The sequence below is a fragment of the Mesorhizobium sp. USDA 4775 genome (genome assembly GCF_054062655.1).
Genome location: NZ_JBSSFM010000001.1, coordinates 5623943 through 5637073, shown reverse-complemented (window position 1 = coordinate 5637073; position 13131 = coordinate 5623943). Strand labels below are relative to the sequence as shown.

The 13131-nt window shown below is 58.3% G+C and carries 19 protein-coding genes; 11 read left to right on the top strand and 8 right to left on the bottom strand.

Annotated elements, in window-relative coordinates; all coding sequences use genetic code 11:
• Positions 1–345: 345 nt before the first annotated feature.
• Positions 346–1788: a LuxR C-terminal-related transcriptional regulator gene (locus ACVILI_RS27660; RefSeq protein WP_019859696.1), complete on the bottom strand. Its 1443-nt coding sequence runs from the start codon at positions 1786–1788 to the stop codon at positions 346–348.
• A gap of 197 nt (positions 1789–1985) precedes the next feature.
• Between ACVILI_RS27660 and ACVILI_RS27655 the strand changes: the two genes are divergently transcribed.
• Together ACVILI_RS27655 and ACVILI_RS27650 are read left to right on the top strand one after the other, a co-directional pair.
• The gene (locus ACVILI_RS27655) at positions 1986–2360 is read left to right on the top strand and encodes a hypothetical protein (protein ID WP_019859697.1); all 375 of its coding nucleotides are present in this window, start codon (positions 1986–1988) and stop codon (positions 2358–2360) included.
• Positions 2361–2812: 452 nt separating this feature from the next.
• Positions 2813–3091, top strand: coding sequence for a DUF6538 domain-containing protein (locus tag ACVILI_RS27650; protein ID WP_420871206.1), 279 nt, complete (start codon positions 2813–2815; stop codon positions 3089–3091).
• On the opposite strand, the gene ACVILI_RS27645 is transcribed toward ACVILI_RS27650, so the two are convergent.
• From ACVILI_RS27645 to groES, 5 genes are all read right to left on the bottom strand, one after another.
• On the bottom strand, positions 3086–3334 hold the full coding sequence (locus ACVILI_RS27645; protein WP_081295965.1) for a DUF982 domain-containing protein: 249 nt from the start codon (positions 3332–3334) through the stop codon (positions 3086–3088). The genes ACVILI_RS27650 and ACVILI_RS27645 overlap by 6 nt on opposite strands.
• Positions 3335–3359: 25 nt before the next feature.
• Entirely contained in the window at positions 3360–3680 is a 321-nt protein-coding gene (locus ACVILI_RS27640) for a DUF982 domain-containing protein (protein WP_019859970.1), read from the bottom strand.
• 84 nt (positions 3681–3764) lie between these two features.
• On the bottom strand, positions 3765–3995 hold the full coding sequence (locus ACVILI_RS27635; protein ID WP_019859969.1) for a hypothetical protein: 231 nt from the start codon (positions 3993–3995) through the stop codon (positions 3765–3767).
• A gap of 58 nt (positions 3996–4053) precedes the next feature.
• Entirely contained in the window at positions 4054–5682 is a 1629-nt protein-coding gene (gene groL / locus ACVILI_RS27630) for a chaperonin GroEL (RefSeq protein WP_064982207.1), read from the bottom strand.
• A gap of 55 nt (positions 5683–5737) precedes the next feature.
• Positions 5738–6052, bottom strand: coding sequence for a co-chaperone GroES (groES, locus tag ACVILI_RS27625; RefSeq protein WP_027047173.1), 315 nt, complete (start codon positions 6050–6052; stop codon positions 5738–5740).
• A 340-nt stretch (positions 6053–6392) separates the two neighbouring features.
• Between groES and ACVILI_RS27620 the strand changes: the two genes are divergently transcribed.
• The 4 genes from ACVILI_RS27620 to ACVILI_RS27605 all read left to right on the top strand — a co-directional run bounded on the left by ACVILI_RS27620 (position 6393) and on the right by ACVILI_RS27605 (position 8408).
• Positions 6393–6737, top strand: coding sequence for a hypothetical protein (locus ACVILI_RS27620; protein WP_020628966.1), 345 nt, complete (start codon positions 6393–6395; stop codon positions 6735–6737).
• A 23-nt stretch (positions 6738–6760) separates the two neighbouring features.
• Positions 6761–7030 carry an usg protein gene (locus tag ACVILI_RS27615; protein WP_240565520.1) on the top strand — a complete coding sequence of 90 codons (270 nt, stop codon included), beginning with the start codon at positions 6761–6763 and terminating at the stop codon, positions 7028–7030.
• Between the two features lie 223 nt (positions 7031–7253).
• Entirely contained in the window at positions 7254–7562 is a 309-nt protein-coding gene (locus ACVILI_RS27610) for a DUF982 domain-containing protein (protein WP_019859961.1), read from the top strand.
• Between the two features lie 624 nt (positions 7563–8186).
• Entirely contained in the window at positions 8187–8408 is a 222-nt protein-coding gene (locus ACVILI_RS27605; protein ID WP_064982205.1) for a hypothetical protein, read from the top strand.
• A gap of 244 nt (positions 8409–8652) precedes the next feature.
• On the opposite strand, the gene ACVILI_RS27600 is transcribed toward ACVILI_RS27605, so the two are convergent.
• Entirely contained in the window at positions 8653–8904 is a 252-nt protein-coding gene (locus tag ACVILI_RS27600) for a hypothetical protein (protein ID WP_120145507.1), read from the bottom strand.
• Between the two features lie 238 nt (positions 8905–9142).
• Between ACVILI_RS27600 and ACVILI_RS27595 the strand changes: the two genes are divergently transcribed.
• The 4 genes from ACVILI_RS27595 to ACVILI_RS27580 all read left to right on the top strand — a co-directional run bounded on the left by ACVILI_RS27595 (position 9143) and on the right by ACVILI_RS27580 (position 12363).
• On the top strand, positions 9143–9610 hold the full coding sequence (locus tag ACVILI_RS27595) for an Hsp20 family protein (RefSeq protein WP_240565540.1): 468 nt from the start codon (positions 9143–9145) through the stop codon (positions 9608–9610).
• 79 nt (positions 9611–9689) lie between these two features.
• Positions 9690–10199, top strand: coding sequence for an Hsp20/alpha crystallin family protein (locus tag ACVILI_RS27590; RefSeq protein ID WP_064982201.1), 510 nt, complete (start codon positions 9690–9692; stop codon positions 10197–10199).
• Between the two features lie 139 nt (positions 10200–10338).
• Positions 10339–10638, top strand: coding sequence for a DUF982 domain-containing protein (locus tag ACVILI_RS27585; protein WP_240565472.1), 300 nt, complete (start codon positions 10339–10341; stop codon positions 10636–10638).
• Between the two features lie 1314 nt (positions 10639–11952).
• On the top strand, positions 11953–12363 hold the full coding sequence (locus tag ACVILI_RS27580) for a hypothetical protein (RefSeq protein WP_202361908.1): 411 nt from the start codon (positions 11953–11955) through the stop codon (positions 12361–12363).
• Between the two features lie 209 nt (positions 12364–12572).
• Here ACVILI_RS27580 and ACVILI_RS27575 read toward each other — a convergent pair whose 3' ends face one another.
• Positions 12573–12737, bottom strand: coding sequence for a hypothetical protein (locus ACVILI_RS27575; protein WP_019859952.1), 165 nt, complete (start codon positions 12735–12737; stop codon positions 12573–12575).
• Between ACVILI_RS27575 and ACVILI_RS27570 the strand changes: the two genes are divergently transcribed.
• Entirely contained in the window at positions 12736–13041 is a 306-nt protein-coding gene (locus tag ACVILI_RS27570) for a hypothetical protein (protein ID WP_240565470.1), read from the top strand. The two genes, ACVILI_RS27575 and ACVILI_RS27570, sit on opposite strands and share 2 nt — an antisense overlap.
• Positions 13042–13131 lie beyond the last annotated feature (90 nt).

The window sequence follows — 13131 nt, the reverse complement described above, 5'->3', positions numbered from 1 at the left end:
GGCGAGGTCTCGGTAGCAGCGCATGGTTCCAAAAACCCTTGTGAAACTTTTGCGGTCATTGAGTCGGATGAGATCGGATATTTGAGAAGGGCGCGGTCTGGATGGCGGCTTTCTAAGCGACCTAGCCAAAAGCCGTCCGTCTGAAGTCGGCCCCAAAGCTGCCCGTCAGGAAAGCGCCTCAAGTCGGTCTTAAAGGTGAACTCGTCTCCGCCCAGAAGCAGACGTCGTGGATGGCCATGCTGTCGGTAGTAGCCGCGCCATCAGCGGACATTCGACTTGAGGCAACAAATGTTGGATCTAGGCCCGAGCGAGCTATCACGCGTCCAGTGTTGACCAGGAATGAAGCTACGCCAAACCAGCGCGACGGGCGCCTTCTCTGATCGCAGCAATGGCGACAGGATTGGTAACCGGATAGGTGCTGATGAACACCTCAGCCGTGAAGGTCGGGAATTCGTCCTTTAATCGCGCATTGATCCTGGCGACCTGACGCGTTTCATTGAGCATTGCATGAGCCATTGCCAGAAATAGAAGTGTGGCGGGTGAGTCTGGCGCAGATTGACGTAACGCGACCAGCGATTCCCGGTGAAGGCCAAGAACGTAGCTGCATCGCGCAAGCATTCCATAATACCAGGGAACATAGGGATTTAGCCGGACCGCTCGCTTGGCCAATTCGTAGCCCCGCTTCGGATCGCTTCCAACAAGAGCAAGGCTACCTGCAAGAAAGGCAAGTGAGTCAGCGTCATTCGGAGCCGCCGCCAACACTCGGTCATGCTCTTCGACGGCAGCTTCGATATCGCCCTGCAATGCGCGAAGATCAGCAAGCATTATGCGGGCGTAGATATCGGCCGGATCGAGCGCCAGCGCTTGCTTGACACATTTGCTCCAGCTCTCGATCGAGCCGGAAACGTCGTCGGTAAACCCGTTGATGGCGTCCACAGCATGCGCAAGTGCCAACGCGGTCCAGGCTCTTGCAAGACCCGGATCGAGTTCGATTGCGCGCGCCAGCAGTCGTATCGCCTCCTTGTTCGACTCACGGGTGAAAAGGTGTTTCTGCTCGAGCCCAAGCAGGTAGCAATCATAAGCCTGCAAACTTGCTGGTGGCTTCCGCCGAGCCGCATCGCGTCGCAGATTTGCGAGCTGACCGTGACAAGTTGCAAGGACATTGATGACGTTCTCGGTCACGCTGTCCAGCATCGCAAACAGGTTGTTCGCGGACCGATCGTAACGCACGGTCCAGACATCGACCCCTGTGTGGGCGTCGACGAGTTGGACGCGGATGCGCACCATCTGCCCGTCCACTTGAAAACTTCCCTCGATCACATAGTCCGCATTCAACTCTCGTCCGAGGTCTCGCACGTCAACATGCCTTCCCTTGTAGGAAAGCATTGTCTGACGGGCGATCACCGCAAGGTCGCGGTAACGGGCGAGATCAACTATGAGGTCCGCCGACAAACCATCGGCGATACGGGTCCAGCGTTCTTCTCCACTTAGATTGTCGAACGGGAGAACCGCGACGACTGGTGGGCCTGACTCGTCCGTCGAAAGGCTTCCGGGTAGTGCCTGGCTGAGGTCCTGCTGGCGGTGATCGGCAAGGAACGCAGCAAGCGTCACTTTGCTGCGAACATCGAGCTTCCGATAAACGGCCGAGAGATGGGTCCGGACCGTGGTCGGCGCTATGAACAGCGTTTCACCGATTTCGCGATAGGTCATTCCCTCCGCGAACTTTGCCGCGACCACCAACTCCCGATCCGACAAGCCGGCGAGAGGATTGCCTACGGCGCGAAGCATCGTTCCAATTTCCTTCCGCTGCCGACCTGCGGCCAGAACCCGATGACCTTACGTCAGGGTGAAAATACTACAGATGCGACATCGAAAATACTGCATTTGCACGATTCCATCCGACGGGTCAGCATCCTAGCCTCCGCAGGTCGGCAGGATGAGGTCGCTTGGCAGGCCTTGGTCGATTTCAGAACACGGAGTCCTCCATGACAAAGTTGTCTGTCTTGACCGCAGTACTGGTGCTGTCGGTGTCGGCGAGGCCATGCTTGTCCGAAGGCACCCAAACTAACGGCAAACTGATCTCCGAAGAAGCGGTGAAAGCTGCTAGCGCTGAACTGTATTCCGACATCCTCGTGCGAGCATGCAGGAACGGATGGCGGTATCCGCGCAGCTATATCGAAATCGGATTCAGCCGCCACCTGGCGGAGCTGAAACTGCAGCTTGTCGATCAGGGTTACACTGTCGTACCCGACATGACCGCGAATGATCCGCAGGTCTACGGAACGATATCGGGGGCCAAACGCCGTCTGGTTGGCTCGCGCCAATTCAGCTGTTCCCACCCATATTGGCGCGATGAATGACCTTCCCACCCGACGATATGGAATCCGAAAGGCTGGTTTCAGTCCGTAGACCGTCATGGAGCGAACGTCCGAATCCGGTCAGATCCTGACGATGCCCACGCCGCCCATTAATGTCCGCTCACGAAAATTCGCAGCCTGAAGCTGCCAGTCCGCAACCGGCCCCATTTCGGTCATTCACTACTAGGGAGTTCCTGGCGACCTGCGGCTACATCGGCGATATCTCGAGCCTGAATTACTCGCGGTCATCATCCTTAGGTTCGCCAGACCATACGAGAGAATACGAAGGAAACGGCCTGGCGAACCATCCGCTAACGTATTGATTTTCTGTAAAAAACGCTGACCCTCCGGGCCCACCATCGTCCTCTAGACCCTGTGTAAATCCTACAAACTGCTGTTTCCAAAGCGCTTTCCGCCCTGTATGGTTCCAACATCGGCTCCAACATTTTGGTGGTTTGCGTGGCAAAGTCGCTGGTCTTGTACGAAAGAAAAGCGCCTATTTTTACGTGCGCAGGATACCCGAAGAGGTCCGCTCGCTGCTTGGCGGCAAGCAACAGGTAACCCGGAGCCTCAACACCACGGACTTTCGTGTCGCTTCCGATAGGGCGAGGAGGAAGGCAGCGGAAACGGACAAGGTTTTCGCTGATGCGCGTCTGGGCAAAGCGCCAAGCGCGGCGGCAAGCCGTCGCGTCACGCGCGAACAGCTTTGCGATGCTGCCCGGCTGCACCTATGAGGCCTGGACCAAACCTGCACGACGGGCCGCTTTCAAAAATGCCCTTCTTGCTTGTTGCGGAGCCCGCCATCCGTCCAAGGAGTCGCGGCAAGTGCGGCAGGCAGCTCGATAGCTTGGTCCTCTCGCCCATTCTGGCCATTGGTCATGAAGGCACTCAAGTGCTTCCCAACTGCTGGCAACCACCCGCTCCCTTGAGGGTCTCACGCGCAGTCTCACTGGTTCGGAAAATCGAATATCCCTCATAGCTTTCTCCGCTCCCACGGACCGATTACATCGGCTTGTTGTAGGGGCTTGTTGAAGCGGCTCCGAAAGTGTCGACTGCCTTGGCCGCGACGATGTCGCCTGCGTCCGGTACAAGCAGATCCATGCGGCGGGCGAAGGCAATAAAAGTGCTGCGAGCGGTTTCGGCATCCACCTCGCCGGCGAGGGCTGCCCGACAGGCATTGAGCGCCACGCCATGAGCAGGGTTTCGCTTCGATGGCGGCCATTCATCCAGCAGGACAAAGGCGTCTTTTACGCTTTGAATGTTGGTCGGAAACCCAAGACCCACGAGCACCCTCACGGGATGCTGAAATTGATTGTGTTCCATGCTTTCCTCCGTTTCACGTGATTGGCTCAGTCGATCGGAAGCCGTTCCCACGGCGCGTGCGCGATAGATTGCGTGCGTCGCGCCTTAGCCTGCCGAACTCCCGTTTCCAGGAGGGCCTTTGCTGTCGGTAAGATTCCGCGCAGCCAGAAACATCACAGTGTATGCCGCTTTGCGCCGGTCCCAACCCGCGGCCTCTGCTCTGTCGAGCAACTCGACCAGTATCGGGTCAAGCGCAACCTTCAGGTCTGCTTCGTAGTTCAGATCGGTGGCCGCACGCGACGGCGGGGGGATTACGTTCAAGTTCATCACGTTCATGGCTCTACCCATTTGTCAGGGTGTCCGCGCCCACCGGGCGCGGACACAGCCGTTACCATCAGAAGTCCATGCCACCAGCCGGCATTGCCGGAACGGCGGGTTCCTTCTTCGGCTTCTCGGCAACCATCGCTTCCGTGGTTACCAGCAGGCCGGCAACCGATGCCGCATCCTGGAGTGCGGTCCGCACCACCTTCACCGGATCGATGACGCCCTCGTTGTAGAGGTCGCCGAAGGCGTTGGTCTGCGCGTTCCAGCCCCAGCCGAACTCCGGTTTCTCACGCAGCTTGCCGACGATGATCGAGCCTTCCGCGCCGGCGTTCTCGGCGATCTGGCGCACGGGCGCCTCGATCGCGCGGCGCACGATCTCGATACCGTGTTTCTGGTCCTCATTCTCGGCCTGCACGCCGTCCAGTGCCTTGGCGGCGCGCAGAAGCGCCACGCCGCCACCTGGCAACACACCTTCCTCGACCGCAGCGCGCGTCGCATGCATGGCATCGTCGACGCGATCCTTGCGTTCCTTGACCTCGACCTCGGTCGAGCCGCCGACGCGGATGACGGCGACGCCGCCGGCGAGCTTTGCCAGCCGCTCCTGCAGCTTTTCCTTGTCGTAGTCGGAGGTGGTCTCCTCGATCTGCGCCTTGATCTGACTGACGCGGCCCTGGATCTCGTCCTTCGAACCGGCGCCGTCGACGATGGTGGTGTTCTCCTTCTCGATCGACACCTTCTTGGCGCGGCCCAGCATGTTGAGCGTGACATTCTCAAGCTTGATGCCGAGATCTTCCGAGATCGCGGTGCCGCCGGTTAGGATGGCAATGTCCTCCAGCATCGCCTTGCGGCGGTCGCCGAAGCCGGGCGCCTTGACGGCGGCGACTTTGAGGCCACCGCGCAGCTTGTTGACGACCAGCGTCGCCAACGCCTCGCCCTCGACATCCTCGGCGATGATCAGCAGCGGTTTGGACGACTGCACAACAGCCTCCAGCACCGGAAGCAGCGCCTGCAGATTGGACAGCTTCTTCTCGTGGATCAGCACATAGGGCTCTTCCAGCTCCACGCGCATCTTGTCCTGGTTGGTGATGAAGTAGGGGCTGAGGTAGCCACGGTCGAACTGCATGCCTTCGACGACTTCCAGCTCAGTTTCCGCGGTTTTCGCTTCCTCGACGGTGATGACGCCCTCATTGCCGACCTTCTGCATCGCTTCCGCAAGGAAGCGGCCGATCTCGGCATCGCCATTGGCCGAGATGGTGCCGACCTGGGCGATCTCATCATTTCTGGTCACCTTGCGGGCGTTGGTCTTCAACTCCTGGACAATCGCCTCGACGGCCTTGTCGATGCCTCGCTTCAGGTCCATCGGGTTCATCCCCGAGGCAACGGCCTTGGCGCCTTCCTTGACGATCGCCTGCGCGAGAACGGTCGCGGTCGTGGTGCCGTCGCCGGCGATGTCGTTGGTCTTCGAAGCGACTTCGCGGACCATCTGCGCGCCCATGTTCTCGAACTTGTCCTCAAGCTCGATTTCCTTGGCGACGGTGACGCCGTCCTTGGTGATGCGCGGGGCGCCGAACGACTTGTCGATGACGACGTTGCGGCCCTTGGGGCCGAGCGTCACCTTCACCGCGTCGGCGAGGATGTTGACGCCGCGCAGCATGCGCTCACGGGCGTCGGAATGAAATTTCACTTCCTTGGCAGCCATTGGATCACTCCTTCAATAGGCAGCTTCATTGACTGGATTGCGGTTGAAGCCTCGGTCAGGCGGCCTTCTTGACCGCCGCGATCTGCTCGATCACGCCCATCACGTCGCTTTCCTTCATGATCAGCAGGTCCTCGCCGTTGAGCTTGATCTCGGTGCCGGACCATTTGCCGAACAAGATGCGGTCGCCGGCCTTGACATCGAGCGGCGTGAGCTTGCCGCTCTCGTCGCGCGCACCCGGGCCGACGGCGATGACTTCGCCCTCCTGCGGCTTCTCCTTGGCAGTGTCGGGGATGATGATACCGCCGGCCGTCTTCTCTTCGGCCTCGATGCGGCGAACCAGGATACGATCGTGCAATGGACGGAACGTCATGTCGTTCTCCTTCAGGACAAACAGATTTTTGAGGTTCCTCCACACCGGACCGGCAATATCGGACCGGTGCAGGGCGTCGCGACCCCTTTCTCAGGCATCGCGCGCATATCGAGCTAGTTTTGGAATTTTCGAGTTTCAAGGGCTCGCCAGAAAAATTTTGGCGCTCTGCATTCGAGAGTGCTAGGGACATGAATTCATGAAGCTATTTTCGCTGGGACGCGCGATTCCAGGTCTTGAAATTCGACCCGAACTCATCGAAATTTTTTGCGGTTGGAGTCCCGAAAGGGATCACTGCAACACCAACGGTGCCAAGGAGATTGTCAGGAAACGGAGACCATCGATGGAACGAACCTTGTCGAAAATGCCCTTGATCGCCCCTGAGGCCTCTGATCCTTCGCTTGACCGCCTGCTGTTTCCGGCGCGGCACTTTAATCACCCCGATGAGGTGGTGGACGACCGCACGCTCGACACTCAGGAAAAGCGCGCCATTCTTGCCTCATGGGCATCGGATGCTTGCGCTGTCGAATCAATGCCCGCGCTGCGAAAGCCACCGGGTGCTCCTTGCCCGGTGACGTTCGACGCCGTCATGGATGCACTTCGCCGACTGGACGATAGTCGCGCCGAGCTTGCCAGTGACTTCAAGGAACGGCGGGACCGAGAACGCCCGCAAAACCTTGACGCCTGAATGCAACAAGGAAGGAGAGACGCATGGTCAGCAGGGAATTCCGGCTGCAGATGGAGGGCTACGGTCTCACAACCGCGGAGATCCACTACCATCTCCCCGATCATCCAAGCCTTTTGCAGCTCTACGTTTGGCAGGAATACGATCTCGCACCGGAATTCCCCACTCTGAAAGGGTTTCTGAATTACTGGGAGCGCGAACTCGAAGGCGCGCTCCATTCCGTGCGCGTTGCCCATCACCGCTTGATCCGGCCTTCCGAATGGCAGGCGTTAGACGGCATTTTTACCATTCAATAGCCGGCGCCCAATCGTGGCGACCAGCGCCACCCGTCCGGCTGCCGACACCCCTTGAACCCAAAAGAGGTCTTTCCAATCTCTTTCTATGTCGAGCGCAGCTTGGCGGATGTCGGGCAGAATTCCGTCTTGTTTGCTATGGCGTCCAAGCTCGTCGACTTGCCGGATCCTTGCCACGCAGAGGCGAGGCAGGATCGGTTGCCACACTGTTTGAAGGGAGGTCACCATGGAAGATGGAATGTTCAAACAGGCGATCTTCGTACGAGATGATAGCTTCGCTCTCCGAAGGATCGCTTGTGTCATGGATGCGATAGAGTTTCTTGAGGAATGGCCGCTCGAAAGGCGCGGCCTGCTTCACGCAGCGGCGAGTGACACTTGCTACTCCGCATATGATGGTCGAAAGTCCGTCGATGCGGCACACAAGACATTTACGACTTGGGCACGCAGGGTCGGTGTCATTGAGGATGTTCCCGCGGCGCCGCCTTGGATGACAGGGCCCAAGATTGGCGGTGCAGGCCGTCGCGCTGACGGTTGATCTCGCGTGTGGCGGCGGTCGTGCCGCGCACCCGATCGATAACGTCAGCGGTGCCACGGGGTGAGGAATCGACCAGGATCCTGGACGATTGTGGGCATCTCCGATCGATAGGCAAGCTGGACATCGAAAGCTGAGCGAACTCGCCAAACTCGTCGGCAGTTTGCCCTTCGCCTCATGAACACGAGCGGAGACTACGCCATTGCCGTTTATTCGCTTGATCATCATTGTCCTCACGATGGCATGTTTCGCGCTCTTGTTTGCGAAACTGGTCCGGCAGACTGACAGAGAAGGCAAATTTCAGATCGTTGCCTGATACCTCGCGCTGCGGCGAACCTGTTGACTGTGTGCCAAAGCTGCCCCCGACCAAGGATTAGTAGCTGGTCTTGCGATCGTGCTTGCTGCTGAAGTGCCAGCCGGATCGAGGCAGGCCACTGCTACAGCACGGCAGGGCGACGGATGAAACGCTCCCGTTGAAGCGCATGATGGTTCCGGTCGTTGCCCCAAGGCGTGTCACCCCTGAGGCCTGCGCGATGCGTCGGGTCTTGATGTCAAAATGGCGCCAAAATCGTTGGCGATCAAAATGCAATGTGCCCTTTTTGGGCTGGCATTGAATGGAGGTTAGCAATGATCCGCAAAGTCGCAATCGCCAGTGCTCTTGTCGCCATTTTCAGCATCCCTGCATTTGCAGCCACGGAGTACTGGGTGGCTAAGGATGCCGCGACCAAGAAGTGTGAGGTGGTGACCAAAAAACCGGACGGCACAAAACTGACCGATGCCGGCAATAAGACGTATACAAGCAAGGCCGATGCCGAAAAGGCATTGAAGGAACTGGCTGCTTGCAAATGAACTGATGGCTAGTGAGGGCCGCTCTGGCCTACTCCTGGGCGGCCTACACTGTCGGCCAATAGTCGTCTTCGCAGTCTTTCAGGAATAAGGGCTGGCAAGACACTTGCAGCGACGGCCTCGCGAACTGTCATGCCAACGACACACCGTTGTCGGGCGAGGCCGTCCAAAATCTGCGAGCATCCTCAAGACCTTAAACGGCGCGCTTGGAATCGTTGGAATAGCGCGGCGATCCATGCATCTCTGATCAACTACCGACGCCCGGATGCGCCCGGGCCGGATCTGCCACGTCGCCTTCGTCATCGGGCTCGATCAGGTCGATTAGCGCTGCCACCCGTGTTCCCGGCAGCGGTCGTCCCTGGCTCATCAACGCCTCGTCACCGAAGGCCCAGGCCCATGCCTCTCTCAACTCCTCAAGCGAGGCACCGGACGCGATGATTTCCGCAATCGTCGCGTTGTCCACGGGTCCGAGAACCGAGACAACGTCTTGGCGTGTCATGGGCATCCTTTTTCCTCCGTTCGAAATACCAGCGAAGCAGATGGGTATTCGATGGAGCGCTTGCCACCAGCCATTTCGAAGGCGGTCGCGAAACTGCCTTGGCGGTCCCTCTTGACGCAGCGGAAGTCAATTCCCAACTCATTTCTCGTCGGTCGCCGCACAAGGGGCCGATGTGTCAGGGAGCGCCATGCTTCTTGGCGTTCCCTCGTACCTATGTTGCTCCAAGGAGGATGTAGTTATGAGAACGAACCTGGACTTTTCCCCCTTCTATCGGTCGAGCATCGGCTTTGACCGCATCTTCAACCTGCTCGAAAACGCCAGCCCGCCACAGAACGCGGACAACTGGCCGCCCTATGATATCGCCAAGCTCAGCGAAGACACCTACCGCATTGTCCTCGCGGTCGCCGGTTTCGGGGAAGATGAGCTTACGATCACGCAGGAGCCAAATATGCTCGTGATCGAGGGCGCCAAGACAGAGGACGACGAGGTTCAGTACCTCCATCATGGCTTGGCGTTGAGGTCGTTCGCGCGCCGCTTCGAACTAGCCGATCATGTGACCATTGTCGGGGCAAAGCTCGAAAACGGTCTGCTGATCATCGACCTCAAGAAAGAAATTCCCGAGGAGATGAAGCCGCGCCGCATCGCAATCAATGTCGAGACCGACAAGAAGGCGGCGTCCAAGCGCATTGAAAGCGCGGCGGCCTGATCTTTGGCGGTCGGCCCGCACCCCGTCCTGTCGTGGGTGGGGTCCGGGTGCGACCCAACACGGAAAGGAGAAGGATCAAATGAGCGTACGTGACTTGATTCCCTGGAGCCGTGGCGGCAGCCAGGCACCGAGCATTTATCGCGGTGACGACATGGATCCGTTCCTGTCGTTGCACCGCAATGTCAACCGGCTATTCGACGAGGTGTTCCGCGGTTTTGACACGCCTTCGGCGCTGGGCCGCATGGCCCCTCTCAACGGCACTTGGCCAAGCGTGGAGTTCTCGGAAACCGATCAGGAAATCCGGGTGACGGCCGAAATCCCTGGCCTCGATGAAAACGACGTCGAGGTCATGCTGGATGATGGTGTTCTGACACTTCGCGGCGAGAAGAAGGCGGAGACCGAGGACAAGGACCGCCAGTTCAGCGAACGCTATTATGGGCGTTTTGAGCGGCGCTTTAGTCTCGGCCGTGAGGTTGAAGACGACAAGGTGGCGGCGACGTTCAAGAACGGTGTGCTCACCGTGACATTGCCCAAGTCCAAAAAGGCGCAGGCAAACACCAAGCGCATCGCAATCAACGGCAACAAATGACGGTCGCGAAGCAAGGCCGGGGCTCGATGAGCCCCGGTCCTCGCAGATGGCGAGGAACGTCAAATGACGTCCAACAGCCTCAAATGAAAGAGCCGTCATGGGATGCTGAATCAACCTTGCAACCCCAGGGAGTTAACAAATGACCAGTCTGGCTTTCCTTGCCCCCGTGCAGGTTAAGACCGGTGACGTGATACACGACATCGGATCGGTGCGGGAGGCGCTCGTATACTTGAATCAATGGCCAAAGGCCCGTCGGGGGCCGGTATACAACTGCGCGGTGAGGAGCTGCAACGCCGCAATCGCCGAGCAGATGACAACCGAAGAGGCGCGACAGGCATTTGTCAGCTTTGCCAGGATAGCCGGGGTGCTGGCCAGATCCGATTTTTCGCCACTGGCCGGGGCTGATCAAAAGCTGTCCGTTTCTGGGCGCAGTCTCTGACCTTCTGTTCAGGACTTTTCTAGGGCGCGTATAGGCCAGTGAAATTAGACTGGACGGGGTCGATAACGGAATCACACGGAACGATACGGGAAGATTTCTGATTTTGGCCCACGAAAAAGCCAATAAAATCAATGATCTTAATATGTCCTCCGAGTCCACCAATTCTATAACCGTCCCGGTCTAACCGGGGCGGTTTTTGTGTTTCAAAGGACCACCGCCTGGGTGTAATTTAGTCTGGGGAACCTGGATTCGACCAGGACTAAGAAGTCAGAGTGTCTTGATATTCTTTGATTTTAAACGCTAATCAGCCAATCCGTTGCGTATCTGTTGCATGAAATGCGTCGTACAGGCTGCACTAGGCGGCAATCAATCGACTTTCGATGGCTTTCATGGCAGCGCCATCGGCGGACTTCCGGCAACCATCAGGGCTTATAGTGTTTGAAGGAGACGCCCTACCGGTGTTCGTCCTATTGCTTAGTCACCTTGCCATCCTCGCCGGGCTCTAAACTCGGCCCAGAACGGGGAACCCGCGTTTCTTCGGCGATCACCACAAGCGCCTCCAATGTGACTGCGATTCCAGACATCAGCGCGGAAATATCCGTGTTCCCACCGGGCAACGCTAGTTCGCTAGCCCTGCTTTGCATGCTCGCACTCAAGTCCTTGATCCATGTTTACTCTCCGGTTTAGGCCCTCAGAGGAACGCGCTTATGAGCAACCAGTTCCGTTGATTTGTGGCGTTGTGAGCTGTTCAAACCCGCGTATTTCCAGCGGTGGCACTTGAGCCTGAAACAGGTCAACCAAGTGAGCCCGAGGATGCCCCTGACCCCTGCGCGGAACAAATTTGGCCCATACAAGTTAGGAGGTGGTAGTTACGGGGGATTCCGCGATGCTTCTTGCCTTGGACGACGCGAGATCGACGGCTGTATTGGCCGGCAAAGGAGCAGATGCGGAAATCTTCGGCGTGATCGATCTCACCAGTAAAAAGGAAACACGGATCGGCGGCATCAGCTTGGGGTGCGCTATCCAATTCGTCGCCAACGCGTCCGTGCTTGGCTACGATGTTCGCAGTGCAATGGTCCTGTACGGGGAACCTGGAACGCCTAGCTTGAGGGTATGGGACTGCGAACATCTATGGACGCAATATGGTGGCGCTCTGCTCCAGCCATCCGAGCCAGGGAAGGGGCTTGGACAGGCCTAGGCGCGGTTGCGCAACAGCACGCACCGCCGGATTGGCGTTGTTTTTGATTGCATTGCTATTTTAGTAGCCCCTTAATATCGCGCGTTGATTTTCAGCGCTTTTTGGGGAGAAGTGTCATGCCTAAGGTTTCGAATCTCTTTTTTAAAACGGCCGTTGTGTGGCTTATCCTGGGGATCGGCGCCGGCTTGCAGATGGCAATCTCCGGCGACCACGGTTCCTTCCCGGCCCATGCTCACATCAATCTGCTCGGATGGGTCACCAGCGCTATATTCGGTGGGTACTACGCGCTCAACCCGGCTAAGGCGGAGCGGAAAATCGCAATGATCCACTACGGTCTCTATAACGTTGGACTGGTGATCATGCTGCCTGCGCTGTATCTGATGCTGCATGGAGGGTATTCAGCGCTTGAGCCGGTCGTCGCTGCCGGCTCGCTGTTGGTGGCTACTGCTGTGCTGATATTTGCCTTTGTGGTTTTCTCCAGCACGAGCGTGCGATCGGTGTCGGGGCTATCTCCAGCCACCCGCTGAGGTCGCCAGAAGCGGCTTGAGCGACGATGCTACCCTTTGGCAACCAACCCTTCGCTGCCGTTGACCTATGATGGGTTGATCCGTAGCCAGCTGTTGGCCCGCCCTCGGTTCCCATTGCGGGCGGGCTCTTTCTTTGCCCTGTGATCGGCGGCACCCGGCTTGTTACTTCTTTCGAGAAAACTCGAGAATCGTCGCAACGGTTTCGGGGTCTAGAGGCTCGTGCCCTCTTCATGCCAGAAGACTTGGCGTAAGTCGCGCTGATCGACCTTCTGGCCGCAGTTCGGGCAGTTGTAGAAATGGCCCTCTTCGCGGATGAGGACGCCACCGTGCAGCTGGCCGGGAATGAGTGGCACAAGGTCTGATAGCTTCGTCATGGCGATGCCGACCCTCGACGAATACGAGCTGCTCGGCGTCGAGCGTGAGGCCGGCAAGCCGGCATTTGCCCTGATGGCCGATCGCAAGACCGGCTGCTATGTCGGCTCGGCTTTCATCAACTCCAGCCGCGCCATCCGGGAGCGGCTGTGGAAACGTGTCCAGGAGCACGCAGGGCCGGCGCCAAAGGGCATGAAGCGGCCAGCGACGCAGTGGGTTAAGCCCGGGTTGATCGGCCGTGTGAAGCATCTGCGGGGGGAAGACGACCTCCGCCACGCCTCGCTGCAGGACTTTCGGGAGGAATGAGCACGCGAGGTAGCAATGATCCACCATCCATAGTCGGAATTCTGCTCCCTTTCCTTACATCTTTGTAAGGTCTGCGTCATGTGAACGGAT